Here is a 16,326-nt window from a genome sequence, read left to right on the forward strand (position 1 = left end):
TCCAGATAATGGGCCTAAACGAGCTCAAAAGCTGCATTATCTGGACAAAAACTCCATCAGCTGAGGGGAGCGACTGACGGGTACAGCGGGTGGGCGGCGGCGAGTGCCTCTACCCGGTGACGCAGGCCGGAAAGGTCCGCGTCGGCGTCGGCAATCAATGCCTCGGCGATGATGTCCGCAACTTCACGGAAGGCTGCCTCGCCGAAACCACGGGTTGCCAGCGCGGGGGTGCCGATCCGGAGGCCGGAAGTGACCATCGGCGGGCGGGGATCGAAGGGCACAGCGTTGCGGTTGACGGTGATGTCAATCGCGGCCAGGCGGTCCTCGGCCTGCTGGCCGTCCAGCTCGCAGTTGCGCAGGTCAACCAGGACCAGGTGGACGTCGGTGCCGCCGGAGATCACGTTGATGCCCTTGGCGGTGACGTCCGGCTGGACCAGGCGGTCGGCCAGGATGCTGGCGCCGGCCAGGACGCGTTCCTGGCGTTCCTTGAACTCCGGTGTTGCTGCGATCTTGAAGGCCACGGCCTTGCCGGCGATGACGTGCTCCAGCGGGCCGCCCTGCTGTCCGGGGAAGACGGCCGAGTTGATCTTCTTGGCGATCGCGGCGTCGTTGGAGAGGATGATGCCGCCGCGCGGACCGGCGAGGGTCTTGTGCGTGGTGGAGGTGGTGACGTGGGCGTGCGGCACCGGGTTCGGGTGCAGGCCAGCTGCCACCAGTCCGGCGAAGTGCGCCATGTCCACCATCAGGAAGGCGCCCACCAGATCGGCGATCCGGCGGAATTCGGCGAAGTCCAGCTGGCGGGCGTAGGCCGACCAGCCGGCAACGATCAGCTGCGGCTTGTGCTCCAGCGCCAGGCGCTCCACCTCGGCCATGTCAATGGTGTGGGTGTCTTCGCGGACCTGGTAGGGGACCACGTTGTAGAGCTTGCCGGAGAAGTTGATCTTCATGCCGTGGGTGAGGTGGCCGCCGTGGGCCAGGTTCAGGCCCATGATGGTATCGCCCGGCTTGATCAGCGCGTGCATGACCGAGGCGTTGGCCTGGGCGCCGGAGTGCGGCTGCACGTTGGCGAACTCGGCACCGAACAGGGCCTTGACCCGGTCGATGGCCAGCTGCTCGATGACGTCCACGTGCTCGCAGCCACCGTAGTAGCGCTTGCCCGGGTAACCCTCGGCGTACTTGTTGGTCAGGACCGAGCCTTGCGCCTGCATCACGGCAACGGCCGTGTGGTTCTCCGAGGCGATCATTTCCAGGCCATTGCGCTGGCGGCCCAGTTCGTCATCGATCTTGGCAGCGATCTCCGGGTCCAGCACCGACAGGTCGGTGTCCAGGCTCGCGGAAACTACCTGCTCAAAGACTCTGATTGTGCCCGCGGCCGCGGCAGCGGCGCTCACAGTTCGCCACCGTTTACTTCGGCGTATTCCTGCGCGGACAGCAGCGGGCCCTCGGACTCGACGGTCACCTTGAACAGCCAGCCGGCACCGTAGGGATCGGAGTTGATGAGTGCAGGATCGCCGACGGCTTCGTCATTGATCTCCGTGACCTCACCCGTCACCGGGGAGTACAGGTCGGAGACGGACTTGGTGGACTCGATCTCGCCGCAGGTCTCCCCCGCGGTCACCGTGGAGCCAACTTCGGGCAGGTCAACGTAGACGATGTCGCCCAGCGCCTCAGCGGCAACAGCAGACACGCCAACAACGGACGGGCCCGAGCCATGAGTGGAGATCCACTCGTGCTCGGCGGAGTACTTCAGTTCAGCGGCAACCTTAGCCATGTTGTCTATTCCTTAAGTTTAGAGTTCAAGAGTGAGAGAGCGTCCGCCCAAACACCGCATTAAGTGAGAGAGCGTTGGCCTAAAACGTGCGTTAAGTGAGAGAGCGTCTGGAGACTACTTTTGGCGCTTGTAGAACGGCAGGGCGACAACCTCGAAAGGCTCCGCCTTGCCGCGCAGGTCGATGTCCAGGGCTGTGCCGATTTCGGCGTGCTCGACGTCGACATAGGCCATCGCGACCGGGTAGCCAAGAGTGGGGCTGGGCTGGCCGGAGGTGACTTCGCCTACCACGGCGCCGTCCTTGAGTACCGGGTAGTGCCCGCGGCCGGCGCGACGTCCGAGTCCCTTCAAGCCCACAAGCTTACGCTTCGAACCGGCTTCCTTGGCGGCTTCCAGGGCGGAGCGGCCCACGAAGTCGCCTTCCTTGCTCTTGAGTGCCACAACGCCGCCCAGGCCGGCATCGAACGGTGACCGTTCGAGCGAAAGCTCGTTGCCGTAGAGCGGCATGCCGGCTTCGAGGCGGAGCGAATCGCGTGAAGCGAGGCCGCACGGGACGATGCCGAACTCGGCCCCAGCTTCGGCGACGGACGCCCAGAGGGAGGCGGCGGCGTCGTTCTCTACAAAGAGCTCGAAACCGTCTTCGCCGGTGTAGCCGGTGCGGGCCAGGATGACGTTGTGGCCGGCCACGGTGGGCTCGTTGAACGCGTAGTACAACAGGCCCGTGACCAGTTCGTGCTGGGCCTCGTCGGTCAACTTGAGCAGGATGGCCTCGGCCTTGGGGCCCTGGACGGCGATCAGCGACGTGATGGCGGAGGCGTCCTCCACCTTCACGTTGAAAGCCGCGGCGCGTTCGGCCAGGGCGACGGCGACGGTGGGTGCGTTGCCAGCGTTGGGGACCACGAGGTACTTCTCGTCGCCAAAGCGGTAGACGATGAGGTCATCGATGATGCCGCCGTCGGCGTTGCAGATGAGTGAGTACTTGGCTTTGCCGTCCGCGATGGCGGAGAGCTTGCCCACCAGTGCGTAGTCCAGGAACGCGCCGGCTTCCGGGCCGGAAACCCAGACTTCGCCCATGTGAGAGAGGTCGAACAGGCCCGCAGCCTTGCGCACCGCGTGGTGCTCGGCCAACTCCGAGCTGTACTTCAGGGGCATCTGCCAGCCACCGAAATCGGTGAAGGAAGCGCCGAGTTTCTTGTGCTCTTCGTAAAGAGCGGTGTAGTTCTCAGTCATTATGAAAGCCTTTCACACGAAACTAGTTCGCGAATTCCTCGATGGGCGGGCAGGAGCAGATCAGGTTGCGGTCCCCGGCTGCGCCGTCGATGCGGCCTACGGGCGGGAAGTACTTGTCCTGCTTGAGGTGGTGGACCGGGAAGGCAGCCTGCTCGCGCGGGTACGCACGGTTCCAATCGGAACTCACGACGGCGGACGCGGTGTGGGGTGCGTGGCGCAGCGGGCTGTTCTCGACGCTGAAGTCACCACTGGCCACCTGGTCGATTTCCTTCCGGATGGTGATCATCGCGTCGATGAACCGGTCGATCTCCCCAAGGTCCTCGGACTCGGTCGGTTCCACCATCAGCGTGCCCGCCACCGGGAACGCCAGGGTGGGGGCATGGAAGCCGTAGTCGATCAGGCGCTTGGCCACATCCTCAGCCGTCACGCCGGTCTTCGCCGTCAGCTCACGCAGGTCCAGGATGCACTCGTGCGCCACGAGTCCGCCCTCACCGGTGTAAAGGACCGGGAAGTACTCGTTCAGGCGCGCCGCAACGTAGTTCGCCGCAAGCAGCGCCGACTTCGTCGCCTCGGTCAGGCCCTCGGCACCCATCAGCTTCACATACGCCCACGAGATGGGCAGGACACCCGCGGAACCGTAGTTGGATGCGCTGATCGCCACGCCGTGGCCCGCTTCGTGGGCTGACTTGTTGGCGTCACTGGGCATAAACGGTGCCAGGTGGGCCTTGGCTGCGACCGGACCAACGCCGGGGCCGCCGCCGCCGTGCGGGATGCAGAAGGTCTTGTGCAGGTTCAGGTGGCTGACGTCGCCGCCGAACTTGCCCGGCTGCGCCAGGCCCACAAGGGCGTTCAGGTTCGCGCCGTCCACGTAGACCTGGCCGCCCGCCGCGTGCACGGCGTCGCAGATTTCGGTCACGTCCGCGTCATAGACACCGTGCGTGGAGGGGTAGGTGATCATGATGGCCGAAAGGACGTCCCTGTTCGCCCCGATCTTGGCGTTCAGGTCAGCATGATCGATGCTGCCGTCCGCAGCCGTGGCCACCACAACCACCTTCATGCCGGCCAGGACGGCCGAAGCGGCGTTGGTGCCGTGCGCCGAAGCCGGAATCAGGCAGACCGTGCGCTGGTCATCGCCCCGGGACAGGTGGTACCCGCGGATCGCCAGCAGGCCAGCGAGCTCACCCTGGGACCCGGCGTTCGGCTGCAGCGAGACCTGGTCATAGCCGGTGATTTCCGCGAGGTCAGACTCCAGCCCGCCGATCAGTTCGCGCCAGCCCACGGTCTGGGAATCCGGGGCGAACGGGTGGATCGAGGCGAACTCCGGCCAGGAAATGGCTTCCATCTCCGCCGTGGCGTTCAGCTTCATGGTGCAGGAACCCAACGGGATCATGGTCCGGTCCAGGGCCAGGTCCCGGTCGCTCAGCCTGCGGATATAACGCAACAGCTGGGTCTCGGAACGGTGCGTGTTGAACACCGGGTGCAGCAGGTACTCGGAGGTGCGGAGCACCGATTCGGGCAGGTCAAAACCCTTCGCGTCCACCACGGGACCGGCACCGAAGGCGACGGCGATCGCGGAGAGGACATCCGTCGTCGTGGTTTCATCAATGCTGACGCCGATGGTGTCCTCGTCGATGTGGCGCAGGTTGATGCCGCGTGCCTCGGCAGCGGCGATGACCTTGGCCGCCTTACCGGGGACGCGCACGGTGACGGTGTCGAAGAAGGTCTCGGTGACCAGGTCGCGGCCGGCGACCTTCAGCGTGGTGGCCAGGGTGCGGGCGTTGCGGTGGACCTGCTCGGCGATTGCCTTCAGGCCATCGGGGCCGTGGTAAACAGCGTAGAACGAGGAGACAATGGCCAGCAGTGCCTGCGCGGTACAGATGTTGGACGTGGCCTTCTCACGGCGGATGTGCTGCTCACGGGTCTGCAGCGCCAAACGGTACGCCGGGACACCGGCGTCATCCTTGGACACCCCCACCAGGCGGCCGGGCATGGACCGCTCCAGGCCCTTCGCCACCGCCATATACGCCGCGTGCGGGCCGCCGAAGAACAACGGCACCCCGAAACGCTGGGTCGAACCGACAGCAATATCCGCACCCTGCTCCCCGGGAGGGGTGATCAGCGTCAACGCCAACAGGTCAGCAGCGACCGTGACCAGCGCGCCGCGCTCCTTCGCAGCGGCAATCACGGCGGCGTGGTTGAAGACCCGGCCGGACACACCCGGCTGCTGCAGCACGATGCCGTTGATGACGCCCTCGGGCAGGCCCTTGGACAGGTCAGCGACCTCCACCTCAAACCCGAGCGCTTCGGCGCGGCCCTTCACGATGGCGATGGTCTGCGGCAGGCAATCCGCGTCCAGGACGGTCTTGCCGTCGCGGGCTTCTTTGTTCTTGTTCGCCCGGCGCATCATCAGCACAGCCTCGGCCACCGCGGTGGCTTCATCCAGCAGCGACGCGTTCGCGATGGGCAGCCCCACGAGGTCCTGGACCATGGTCTGAAAATTCAGGAGCGCCTCGAGCCGGCCCTGGGAAATCTCGGGCTGGTACGGGGTGTACGCGGTGTACCAGGCCGGGGCCTCAAGGATGTTCCGGCGGATCACCGCAGGCGTCACCGTGTCGTAATAACCCTGCCCGATCATCTGCACAGCAGTCTTATTCTTCGCAGCCAGCTTCCGCAGCTCAGCAAGGACCTCAACCTCACTCAGGGCGTCCTTGAGAGCCAGCGGCTTGGCCTGGCGGATGGAATCCGGGACAGCAACGTCCACAAGGCCGTCAACACTGTCATAGCCGACGGCCTTGAGCATGGTGTCAATATCGGCCTGGCGGCGAGCACCGATATGCCGATCGGCAAAGGTGGAGGGGGACGACTGGATGGTCATGAAGGAACTCCATAATTCAGGTGGCGCGCTGGGTACGCCACATTGATTCGGGTTCCTCCCCGCTCTGTATTGGACCTGAGAGTTTCCGCGCCTACCCGCTTTACAGGGTGACACTTGCACCGTCGGTGAGCCCGTTACCGGACTACTTTCCAGAGTTGCCTAACCGCGGCGGTACGTGGGCCTGAGAGATTCCCGGAGAGGATTTGCTCCTACGGCGCCTGCTGAACGTACCGGCAGGACTCTCCCGCCGCAGATCAAAAGCATGTGCCACTTCGTCAGTGACACGTCTCACAGCTTAGCCGGGTTCCCGGCTGCTAGCAAGATTTCCACGGGCGACGGCGTCGCATCGCCGTAGAAATCGGGCACGTTCCCTACTTTCAATCGATAGCTCACACGTCGCGATGACCCGGGCGACCCGGCAACTCCTCATCCTCACACGCCCGGAAACATAGCCGCCTGCACAGCGCTACTTGGCGGCGTCGTCGAGCAGCTGCCGGAACTGGGCTTCGGTGTTGAGGGTGAGTTTTTCGCCGTTAAGGAAGAACGTCGGGGTGCCGGTGACGCCGAGGGACTTGCCGTCGGCGATGTCCCGGCGGATCCGGTCCTTGGCGTCCTCGGCCGCAACGTCCTGATCGAACCGGGCCATGTCCAGGCCAAGCGCTTCGGCGTATGTCCGGATCAGGGCGCCCTGCGAGTCCTGCTTTCCGCCCCACTCCGGCTGGGCCGCGAATAGCTTCGTGGCCATCGCCTCGTACTTGCCCTGACGTGCGGACGCTTCGACGGCGAGGGCTGCGGCGCCAGAGTTCAGGTGGCCCGGCAGCGGGAAGTAGCGGTGAACGAACGTGATCCGGTCCCCGTAGTCCTTTTTCAGTTCGTTCACCAAGGGTTCGGCAGCGCGGCATGCTTCGCATTCAAAGTCCAAGAATTCGACGAGCTGGGCTTTCTCGGTCGCTGGGGTGGTGAGCCTGTGGCTGTCTTCCCTGACAATCGCGGGATCAGCGGATGCCTGCGGCGCGGGCGCCGCGGGTTTGTTCGCGGTAAACAAGGCAAACCAGATCACGCCGCCAATCACGAGGACCCCCAGCAGGGTCCAGATTGCTACTCGAACGTTGCGCGCAACAGTGACAGCACTCATTGGTTGGTGTCCCCTCAGATCAGAAACCAGGTACCTCGATCATAACCAGAGCTGGCCGCGCCGCCGTCGGACAGCACACCCCGGCCGTAGACGCCCGATGCCGGTCCGGGGGTTGACTTAGCCAGGTCTCTCGTCACGCTGAGCAAGGAGCCGTGCGTCGCTCATGTCGCGGGCTCGTATCCGACGAGCCAGTGAAGTCCGTGACGATCAATGACCTGTCCATCGGACGCGCCCCAGGGCTTTGGCGAGAGCGGATCGAGCACGGACCCGTCAACGGAGAGTTTGTCGAACCATTCATGGAGTACTGCCGGTTCGGCGGTTCCCAGCAGCGAGAGCATGATGCCTTCGAGCCGGACCGTTGTTTGGCCTTCGGTTGCGTCCGATCCTGCCAGAGCAACGACGCCGTTGAGCACACCATGAGCTACGGCTTCTGGCGGGCCGTCGCTCCTGCCGAAGTCCTCGTAGGTGTGTAGGGACAGCTCACCGCCGAAAACATCCGCGTAAAAGTTCAATGCTTCCCGCGCCGTTCCGGGAAAGTAGACTTAGATCTGGGGCCCTTCCACGCGCCCATGGGTTTTGGGCGTTATGGCAGTGCTGTCCTTAACCCGATCGATGGTGGCACCCCAGCCCTCCTGAGTGCCGCCGAGAATAAGCTTTTGCACTTCTTCGATTTCGAGATGCTCAGAGAACCGAACTGTGAGGACGAGCTCTGTTTCGGTGCCCAGCTCGTTGAGCTGCACCGTGACCACAGGAGCGGTAAATTCGTTCTCGCCGTCGAGTTCGGGCCAGCCTCCGACGGCTCCCCAGCGGAAGACGAGTCGTTCGTCGGCAACGATCTCCAGGTAAATCCCCCCGGTGGGGTAGCTGAGGCCCTCATTAACGATCATCTGCTGCTTCCACGTTCCCTCAACCCGGAGGTCCACCTCAATGGGTGTGGTCGGCGTAGGCATGTCAGGGTTATAGAACCAGGCTAGGTGATCAGGGTCAGTCCACGCCCTGAACACCGACTGCCGAGATGCAGCAAGAATTCGGGTAAGGGTGAAGCTTCGATCCTGTGGCTGGTAATCAGTCGTCATCTATCCTCCGGTTCAGTGCGAGCCCCGGGCCGTTCGGGTGTTGTGGCGAGCTGAGCTTCAAGGCGATCCAGGCGGGTGCTCAGGAAATCGCGGTACGGGCCCATCCATTCCTCAACCTTTCGTAGCGGTGCGGGTTGAAGCCGGCAGTTCCTCCACTGCGCAGATCTGGACTTCGTGATCAGCCCGGCCTGCTCGAGCACTTTGAGATGGCGTGATACGGAGGGCACACTAATCGAGTGCGGAGCGGCCAATTCGGTCACCGTCGCCTCGCCCTGCTGCAACTGCGCCAGCAGAGCACGGCGGGTGGGATCCGCCAACGCAAGGAAGATCGTAGTCAATTCGTCCATTTGCGCCCCAGCCTAATTACGTATCAACGCAAATACGAGACTGGATGATCGCTTAGCGGGCCCCGATAATACTGCAATCCCACGGTCAGGTGGGCCCCGATCAGATTGACATTCTCACCCAGGTCTGTTGACACCGTTCCCCGGTGGTGGGCACCGTTATTTGCACCATCCCCGGCAGTGCCGGGTTTTCATGGGTTCAGGTTCCCTCCGGGATGCAGGTTCTTTGTCTGTATGAGGTTTATGGCCTCCGCCCGCTCCAGCAGGGTCCGTCGTTCGCTCGCGGAATAATCGGCGGCTGCGATGGTGTTGCGGAGGAGGCCTAGATGCTCTCGGATCTGCCGCTCCGTATTGCCTGGGCTGGTTCATTGCCATGTCGAGGAGGTCGTGGAGTTCCGGAAGTGAAACCACCACCCGCACCCGCCCGGCATCGTCGGTGAGGTGTTCGGGGCCGGGGCTTCTCCCTGCCAGCCGACATAGGAGAACGGAGAGGTGCCCGATGACGTGCACTGCGGTCGTGGGGTCGTTGATGCCGGGGAGAGTGCATGGGCGGCGACATCCACCAGTTGGCGGAATCCGAATCCGACGTCCTGGACGTTGGTGCGTTCAAAACCGGTGGACACGGCGGCGTTGGCGTCATCAGTCAGCTTTTACCTGACTGAGGTGGTGAGCGCTGCTCCCGGTTTGGCGGGCCAGGCGGTGGCGAAGGGAACGCCCTCCACCAGTGAGCTGCCCGGTTCCCGGTCTATCCCTATCACGGCGCCGGACTCCTCCGCCGCCCTCATCAGTGCGCTCTTGTCAAGGGAGGTCAGGAACCCTGAACTGGTGGAGACGATGAGGAACTTTTCGGACACCGGGACTGGTTCCGGTCCACGGGGAGGACGCCCCTCGGGAAAGACCCGGTCGATGGATTCCTGGGTTTCCACATTGACCCTGCGCATCATGGTTTCCACCCGGATCTCCCGGGTGAGATGCGCCAAAAAGAGCACCAGCCCAATGACACTTGCTATGGCAAGAACGAACGCGACAGTCACGGAAATTTCAGGTACGAACGGGCTAATTCCGCTGCCTTCGCCGCGGACGCTTCGAAGGACGGTCAACGCGAAAGCAAAGGCAGCCAGAAAGAGGGCCAGGGTCCCGTGGACGAACCGATCCGAGGTAAAAGTCCGCAGCAGCCGCGGGGAAAACTGGCTGCTGGCCAGCTGCAACGTGACCACGGTGAGTGAAAACGTCAGGGACGTCACCGTGATCAGGGAACCCGAGATCGCCTGCAAAACAGACCTGGCCGCCTCCGGCCCTCCACTGAAGAGAAACACCGTGATACCTTCGGGCAGTTCGTCGTCCACTGCAGCATCCAGGACGGGCACCGCCGTTCCCAGGACAACGGCCAGGGCGACCGCCAACACCGGAAGCGGCCACAGCCGTGTCCGCAAAGCGTCCATCCAGTGCGCGCCGCGCCCCGTCATCGGCAACGCCCGGTCGGCATTACAGGTGCTTCAGTCATTGACTTCACTCCCGTCAGTGGAGCAGACACCGGGAATCCATTTCCCCGTTATCCGTATCCTAATTACTGGCTCGAAGCTGGCTGAACCGGAATACTAAGCTTACTGTCCAGCACGTCCCGTTGTCCGTAACAGCAGCCCAAACCCCTTCAACATCACAGGGAGTGCCCATGCCAAGAGAAGCCCAAGTCATGTTGGAGACTAGGCAGGAATCCCATGTGGTTTGATTCCTGGTCGGAGATCCTGCGCGTCCTCATCATCGGCACGGTGTCGTATGCGGCCCTGGTGGGGCTCCTGCGGGTCTCGGGCAAAAGGACCCTGGGGCAACTGAACGCTTTCGACTTCATTATCACCGTCGCCCTCGGATCAACGTTGGCGACCATCCTGCTCAGTTCCGACGTCACCTTCTTTGAAGGGTTCGCGGCGCTGGCGCTGCTGGCGGGGCTGCAGTTCCTTATCGCCTGGGCGTCCGCGCACGTGCCCGGAGCCAGGGCCGCTGTCACAGCCCGGCCTGTGGCTTTGGTGGTGTCCGGCCAGATTCAGCATGCCCAGCTGCGCAGGAACCGCCTCAGCGAGTCCGAGGTGCTGCAGGCCGTCCGGTCCACCGGATCCGGGGATCTAACCGACATCGCCGCAGTCGTCCTGGAAACCAACGGGAGCATCCGCGTGATCCCTAAGGACAAACTCGGCAACGGATCAGCCCTCGAAGGTGTCCCAAACGCGCCCGGGTCACACAGCGCATGACGGACTCCGGGCAAAGCCCCGGTCCCGGCGGTAGCTTCCCGGGACGTGACCGGCTTCACACCGCCGAAAGGGTGGCCCGCCGCCTGGATAAGCCCATGGGGATTTTGGGTGTCATTTTCCTTTTTGTGGTGCTTGGCCAGCTCGTTGCAACAGAGCCGGTCATGGCCGGAGTTTTCGCCATTGTGGGCTGGGTGTTCTGGGCCGTGTTCGTGGCGGAATTCCTGTTACGTGCCTCCATCGCAGGCTTCAGCAAGGACTTCTGGAAGAAAAGCTGGTGGCAGGCGATTTTCCTGCTCGTACCGTTCCTCAGGTTCTTCCGTGCCCTGCAGGCACTCAGATTTGTCCGCATCGCCAGGCTGGCCCGCTATGGGTCGATCCTCTCAGCAGGGGTACGCGGTTCCCGCTCGGCCGGGAGGCTTTTGACCGGCCGGATCGGATGGCTCACCGCCATCACCGCGGTGGTCATCCTGGCATCAAGCCAGCTCCTCTACGCGACAGGCGATCACGACTCCTACGCCGAATCCCTCTACGAGTCAGCCATGGCAGCCATCACGGGCAGCGGAATCACCGGCACCAGCTTATTCTCCCGCATCATCCAGGTCCTTCTGGCCATCTACTCCGTGGCCGTCTTCGCCACCCTCGCCGGGACCCTGGGCGCCTACTTCCTGAGAGAGAAAGACTAAGCGTCGCTACGGGCCAACAAGTGCTCAAGCATCGCAGCAGCTATTTCCCGCACCAAACAATGACTTTGATCCGTAAGCCACAGTCACGGACCTGTCACACCCGGACCCGCACGGTAGACGTGGCGCATGAGCAGCAGAAGGACGCGGGGGTACGCGTCAGCTGGGGTGGTCCTGGGGCGAGGCTTCCTGTGAGGGTGCGCCGTCCCGACGCCGGTGGCGCACCACGATCCACTGGGCAAGAGTGATCACTGCGGCCACGACAACGGTGATCACGATGGTGAGCGGATCCGACTGGGCCTTGATGAGCACGAACGGCACGAGCACGGCGGTGTCGAGCACGATGGCCGTCCACGGGATCCAGACCTTGGCCTCGATGTCCCTTCTGAGGTGGCGGATTACACCGACGTGGATGGCGATGTCCATGGCGAGATACAGGATGGCTCCGAGAGAGGCAATCTGGGACAGGTCGAAGAACGCGGCCATCACCATGGCCAGTCCCGCGGTGATGTACAGCGACTGGTGACCCTCCTGCCCGGGCAGCCCGGGGACCTGCCCCATGTCTCGAAGCATGTCATAGAGCTTCGAGACCGAGAACAGACTGGCCACCAGTCCGGAGAGCGTGGCGACCACAGCGATCGCCACGGTCAGCGTCACGCCCCAGGAGCCGAAGGTCGGCACGGCGGCCTCTGCCAGGGCATAGTCCCGGGCCCCGAGGATCTGCTCGACCGTGAGGCTGCCGGTCACCGCTACGGTGATCAGCAGGTAGAGCGCGGTGCAGAGGCCGATGGCAATCATGATGGACCGGCCGATGTTGCGCTCAGGGTTGCGCAGGTCAGCGCCCTGGTTGGTGATCGTGGTAAAGCCCTTGTACGCCAGGATGCACAGCGTGACCCCGGCCAGGTAGCCCAGCCACCCCTGATCCGGCGGCGTGCGGTCCGCTACGGTAAACAACCGGCCCAGGGACGACACGCCGGCCGCGAGGATACCCGCGATGGCCAGCACGGCGATACCAATAATCTTGATCGCCGCCGTTACCGTGGCCGATCCCTCAACCCACCGGTTGCCCACCAGATTCACCAGGGCAGCGACCGCGATCGCGGCCACCGCCAGGACCGGCACCCACAGGACCGAGCTCTGCAAACCAAAGGGCCGCAGCAGATAGGTGGCGAAGGTGCGGCCCAGCAAGGACTCAGCCAGGATCATGGACACATACATGAACAGCGAAAAGGACCCAGCGACCACTCCTGGCCCGTAGGCGGCCTTAAGCAGCATCGCAATCCCGCCCGAGGACGGGTTCGCAGCGGAGTAACGGATGTACGAATAAGAACTGAAAGCCACGATTACGGCACCGGCGAAGAACGCCCACGGCACCCAGCCACCGGCCAGCTCGGCGACCTGCCCCACGAGAGCGAAAATCCCCGCCCCGATCATCACCCCTGTCCCAAGGGCCACGGATCCGGTCAGAGACAGCTTCTGGTTCTTCTGTGAGGTGGAGCCCTTACCCATCAGAGATTCCTTTCCGGAGTCGTTGCGCAGTACCACGGTAACCGACCCTCTCAGGCGCCGTCCGCCGTCACCAGCGGACAGGGTCGATGGTATGCCGCGGGCGGCTGACCGGCCTTGCGGCGCGGTCAGCAGCCCGCTTTGGGAGGGGATTAAAGGGTGTTCAGCAGCTGCTGCATTTCTTTGATCTCCGTTTCCTGGGCGCTCACGATGTCTTTACTGAGCTGGAGTGCCGCGGCATCCTTGCCGTCCGTGGTCTCGGTTTTGGCCATCGTCACGGCACCTTGATGGTGGGCGATCATCTGGGTCAGGAAGAGCCTGGCGGCCTCGACCCCTTGGGCGGTCTCGAGTTTCGCCATGTCTTCGGCGCCCATCATGCCGTCCATGGTGTGCCCGGCATGCATCTGCGTTGACTCTCCCCAAGCCGTCAGCCAACCGGTCATTTTCTCGATTTCCGGGCCCTGGGCTTCCTTGATCCGGGTAGCAAGAGGGGTGACATCGGCAGGGATGTCCTGCTTCTCCAGGATCATCTCGCTCATCTGAACAGCCTGGGAGTGGTGCGGAATCATCGATTGGGCAAACATCACGTCCGCGGCGTAATGGTCCCCGGCCGCCGCGGGGCCCGATGAGGAGCTGCCGTGGTCCATTCCCGGCATGGACGTCCCGGAGGAACCGGAACCAGTGCCGGATGCGCCGCAACCGGCCAGGGCGATCGCCGCCGCGAAGGCAGCAGCTGTAAGGGGCAAAAACTTCTTGGTGATAATCAAGATCAGGTCCTTCGAAAGGGTTCTCGGGGCGCGCAGACGGCCGCGGGAAGGGTGAGTTTGTATCAGCGATAGAGCCCGACGGCTGCTGACCGGCCGGCGGTACGGGAAAAGGCCGGGACCGGAAGAGGAGGCGTCTATGTTCTGCTGATGGACAATTCGGCTGGAGAAGGACTGCCAAGCCTGTATGACCATACCCTCCGGGCGATGATGGTGGAGGTCTGGGACGGCGCCGTTATCGATGGTGTGTCGTTCGGTGCGGGCGCTGAGAGGCCACCTGGTGCGACCGAGGGGATGCAGGAGGCACTCATCGTGTGCTGGTTAGTGCAGTTTCCCGAACAGGAACACTGCGCCGGGGAGGCGGACGTACCCGAAGCTGCCGCGTCCCCTGACGCGGCACGTTCCTGGGAGGCACCCGCATGACCGGAGTGCCCTGTGGATTCACGGTCCGTGGTGGTCGAAACTGAGCCGACAGCGGCAGAGGGCGTACCGGTGACGGCCGTGAAGGCGTGCATCGAATGGGTACCCGTCATAACGTGCATGCCCAGGATCCCGGCGGTCAGCGCCACCACGGCGGACAGCAGGCCCGCTGTGAGCAGGGCGGATCCGGGCATGGTGCGTTGTGTGGCCACGACGGGGCGTCCTCCCTGAGTAGTGGTCTTTCCAGGCTACCGGCACCGGCGCGTCGATCCGTGGGGATGCGTTACGTCGGCCCCGATGGCCTGAGGGTGGTTTAACGAACCTGTGATGGGTTCAGTTTCACCCGCCTCAGCGGCTGGGCGTTGAGGGGCGCAGCAGCGCCAGCCCACCCACCGGGACAGGTGATCATGGACTCGTCGAACTCGGCCTGCCCGTCAACGATGGTCCCGTCGGCTGGCATCCGAGCCCGGACCGAACCAGGCCAACTGCTCCAGTTCCCACCAAAAGTCCAGATCGAAGTTCCGATCCGCAGGCTGGTCGCCCAGGACGCTGCGAACGCGACCGTGATGGCCATGGCTATCAGCAGCATCATGCCCGGCTGCCGGGACTTCAAATCATGCAGGCCGCCCTTAGGAAACGGCAAGCCGCCGTAGACGAAGATGACCGTTCCCAAAACGGGAGGGATCCAGGCCGGCCCCGGGAAGTCCGGCGGCATATATCCCAGAAGGTGTCCGAACATCGGGCTGAAATAGACAACCGGGACCGACAGTGCCAGCGTCAGCCAGAACCTGTCCTTGAACATGGCCGTGCTATGCCCGGCATGCTGGCCATGATTGTGCACCGCATGATCGTCCGGGTGGTGGTGATGCTGATGCGATGGCGCCGGCGTGCCGGGCGGCTCATGCGGCGGAGCCAGCTTCGGGTCGGCGTCGCTGACCGGCGAACGGTGGTGGCCGTGGTGATCGGTGCGCTTAGCGCAGCACGCCGCAGGCGGCAGGTCTAGAATGAGTGCATAAGTACGCACATATTGTTTTGATTGAGGGATCCTCATGCTCGAAGTTCTGGCCATCCGCACCTTTCGAAAGCTCTTCACAGCCCAGATCGTTGCGTTGCTGGGGACCGGCTTGCTGACGGTGGCCCTCGGACTGCTGGCGTTCGACCTTGCCGGAGCGCAGGCCGGGGCCGTGCTGGGGACAGCGTTGACCATAAAGATGCTGGCCTACGTCTTCGTCGCGCCAGTCATGGCGGCACTGGTGGAAAAACTGCCGAAAAAGGCCGTGCTGGTGGGCGCGGACCTGATCCGTGGCGGAATCGCTCTGATCCTGCCCGCTGTGGATCAGGCCTGGCAGATCTATGTGCTGGTCTTTGTGCTCCAGAGTGCTTCGGCGACGTTCACGCCCGCCTTCCAGTCCCTGATCCCGGCGGTGCTTCCCGACGAACGGCAGTACACGCGGGCCCTGTCGCTCTCCCGCCTTGCGTATGACCTGGAATCCCTGGTCAGCCCGGCCCTGGCCGCCGCACTCCTGTCCGTCATGACGTTCCACGAACTTTTCCTCGGCACCGTGGCAGGCTTTATGTTCTCGGCGGCACTGGTAGTGACCACGCAGCTGCCCACGGCCACCGCCGTGAAGCAGGAAGGATCACTCTGGCACCGCACCACCCTCGGCGCAAGGATCTTCGCGAAGACGCCGGAACTGCGCGGCCTCCTCGCATTGAATCTGGCCGTGGCGGCCGCTACTGCCCTGGTGCTGGTCAACACCGTGGTCTATGCCCGGGACCTTTTCGCAGGATCCAACGCCGACGTCGCCATCGCCCTGGCCTGTTTCGGCGCCGGTTCGATGGCTGCAGCGCTCAGCACACCCAGGGCGCTGGACCGAATAGCGGACCGTTCACTGATGATGACCGGTGCTGCGCTTCTTGGCCTTGGCCTCGCCGGCACGTTTGTGCTGCTGGCCACCGCCGGGCCATGGCACATCCTGCTGGGGCTCTGGGTTGCCCTGGGGGCCGGGACCTCGATGATCAGCACCCCTTCGGCGCGGCTACTGCGCCGCTCTGCAACGGAAAGCACACGGACCCGTATCTTCACCGCCCAGTTCTCCCTTTCCCACGCGTGCTTCATCATCACTTACCCCGTAGCCGGCTGGATCGGCGCGTCCGCCGGCCAGCCCGCGGCCGCAGCAGTCCTGGCCCTGGTGGCTATGATCAGTACAGTAGCGGCCCTGAAATTCTGGCCGGCAGCCGCCAGGACCGGCGCAGAACCGGCCAGCAGGAAAGGGTGATCC

Annotated in this window: 14 protein-coding genes, 2 pseudogenes and 1 riboswitch; of the genes and pseudogenes, 3 read left to right on the forward strand and 13 right to left on the reverse strand. The window is 63.8% G+C overall.

What is annotated here, in order from left to right:
- Nucleotides 1-56: 56 nt before the first annotated feature.
- From glyA to FYJ92_RS19350, 9 genes and pseudogenes are all read right to left on the reverse strand, one after another.
- Nucleotides 57-1,391, reverse strand: a complete 1,335-nt coding sequence (gene glyA, locus FYJ92_RS15310; RefSeq protein ID WP_304632635.1) for a serine hydroxymethyltransferase — start codon at nucleotides 1,389-1,391, stop codon at nucleotides 57-59.
- Entirely contained in the window at nucleotides 1,388-1,771 is a 384-nt protein-coding gene (gene gcvH, locus FYJ92_RS15315) for a glycine cleavage system protein GcvH (protein ID WP_185261462.1), read from the reverse strand. Before gcvH ends, glyA begins: the two co-directional genes overlap by 4 nt.
- Nucleotides 1,772-1,885: 114 nt before the next feature.
- Nucleotides 1,886-2,998, reverse strand: coding sequence for a glycine cleavage system aminomethyltransferase GcvT (gene gcvT, locus FYJ92_RS15320; protein ID WP_185261463.1), 1,113 nt, complete (start codon nucleotides 2,996-2,998; stop codon nucleotides 1,886-1,888).
- Between the two features lie 22 nt (nucleotides 2,999-3,020).
- Nucleotides 3,021-5,873 carry an aminomethyl-transferring glycine dehydrogenase gene (gcvP, locus tag FYJ92_RS15325; RefSeq protein WP_185261464.1) on the reverse strand — a complete coding sequence of 951 codons (2,853 nt, stop codon included), beginning with the start codon at nucleotides 5,871-5,873 and terminating at the stop codon, nucleotides 3,021-3,023.
- Between the two features lie 159 nt (nucleotides 5,874-6,032).
- Nucleotides 6,033-6,130: riboswitch (glycine riboswitch) on the reverse strand.
- Between the two features lie 209 nt (nucleotides 6,131-6,339).
- Nucleotides 6,340-7,008 (reverse strand): thioredoxin domain-containing protein, encoded by a 669-nt coding sequence (locus FYJ92_RS15330; RefSeq protein WP_185261465.1) that lies wholly within the window; start codon nucleotides 7,006-7,008, stop codon nucleotides 6,340-6,342.
- Nucleotides 7,009-7,169: 161 nt separating this feature from the next.
- Nucleotides 7,170-7,520: a VOC family protein gene (locus FYJ92_RS15335; protein WP_255482143.1), complete on the reverse strand. Its 351-nt coding sequence runs from the start codon at nucleotides 7,518-7,520 to the stop codon at nucleotides 7,170-7,172.
- Between the two features lie 30 nt (nucleotides 7,521-7,550).
- On the reverse strand, nucleotides 7,551-8,084 hold the full coding sequence (locus FYJ92_RS15340) for an SRPBCC domain-containing protein (protein ID WP_255482144.1): 534 nt from the start codon (nucleotides 8,082-8,084) through the stop codon (nucleotides 7,551-7,553).
- Nucleotides 8,081-8,431 carry a helix-turn-helix transcriptional regulator gene (locus FYJ92_RS15345; RefSeq protein WP_185261466.1) on the reverse strand — a complete coding sequence of 117 codons (351 nt, stop codon included), beginning with the start codon at nucleotides 8,429-8,431 and terminating at the stop codon, nucleotides 8,081-8,083. The genes FYJ92_RS15340 and FYJ92_RS15345 overlap by 4 nt, the downstream gene beginning before the upstream one ends.
- A 156-nt stretch (nucleotides 8,432-8,587) precedes the next feature.
- Nucleotides 8,588-9,894: pseudogene (locus tag FYJ92_RS19350) on the reverse strand (DUF2254 domain-containing protein).
- Nucleotides 9,895-10,146: 252 nt separating this feature from the next.
- Here FYJ92_RS19350 and FYJ92_RS15355 point away from each other — a divergent pair.
- Together FYJ92_RS15355 and FYJ92_RS15360 are read left to right on the forward strand one after the other, a co-directional pair.
- A complete protein-coding gene (locus FYJ92_RS15355; RefSeq protein ID WP_185261467.1) occupies nucleotides 10,147-10,674 on the forward strand; it encodes a DUF421 domain-containing protein in 528 nt (175 codons plus the stop codon).
- 95 nt (nucleotides 10,675-10,769) lie between these two features.
- On the forward strand, nucleotides 10,770-11,357 hold the full coding sequence (locus FYJ92_RS15360) for a hypothetical protein (protein ID WP_185261468.1): 588 nt from the start codon (nucleotides 10,770-10,772) through the stop codon (nucleotides 11,355-11,357).
- A gap of 156 nt (nucleotides 11,358-11,513) precedes the next feature.
- On the opposite strand, the gene FYJ92_RS15365 is transcribed toward FYJ92_RS15360, so the two are convergent.
- The 4 genes and pseudogenes from FYJ92_RS15365 to FYJ92_RS15380 all read right to left on the reverse strand — a co-directional run.
- Nucleotides 11,514-12,863, reverse strand: a complete 1,350-nt coding sequence (locus tag FYJ92_RS15365) for an APC family permease (protein ID WP_185261469.1) — start codon at nucleotides 12,861-12,863, stop codon at nucleotides 11,514-11,516.
- Nucleotides 12,864-13,012: 149 nt separating this feature from the next.
- A complete protein-coding gene (locus FYJ92_RS15370) occupies nucleotides 13,013-13,627 on the reverse strand; it encodes a DUF305 domain-containing protein (protein ID WP_255482147.1) in 615 nt (204 codons plus the stop codon).
- 134 nt (nucleotides 13,628-13,761) lie between these two features.
- Nucleotides 13,762-14,256 carry a hypothetical protein gene (locus FYJ92_RS15375; RefSeq protein WP_185261471.1) on the reverse strand — a complete coding sequence of 165 codons (495 nt, stop codon included), beginning with the start codon at nucleotides 14,254-14,256 and terminating at the stop codon, nucleotides 13,762-13,764.
- 188 nt (nucleotides 14,257-14,444) lie between these two features.
- Nucleotides 14,445-15,095: pseudogene (locus FYJ92_RS15380) on the reverse strand (hypothetical protein); the annotation flags it as partial.
- Here FYJ92_RS15380 and FYJ92_RS15385 point away from each other — a divergent pair.
- Entirely contained in the window at nucleotides 15,094-16,323 is a 1,230-nt protein-coding gene (locus FYJ92_RS15385) for an MFS transporter (RefSeq protein WP_185261472.1), read from the forward strand. The pseudogene FYJ92_RS15380 and the gene FYJ92_RS15385 sit on opposite strands and share 2 nt — an antisense overlap.
- The last annotated feature ends 3 nt before the right edge of the window (nucleotides 16,324-16,326 follow it).

Source organism: Pseudarthrobacter sp. NBSH8 (assembly GCF_014217545.1).
Taxonomy (GTDB): Bacteria; Actinomycetota; Actinomycetes; order Actinomycetales; family Micrococcaceae; genus Arthrobacter.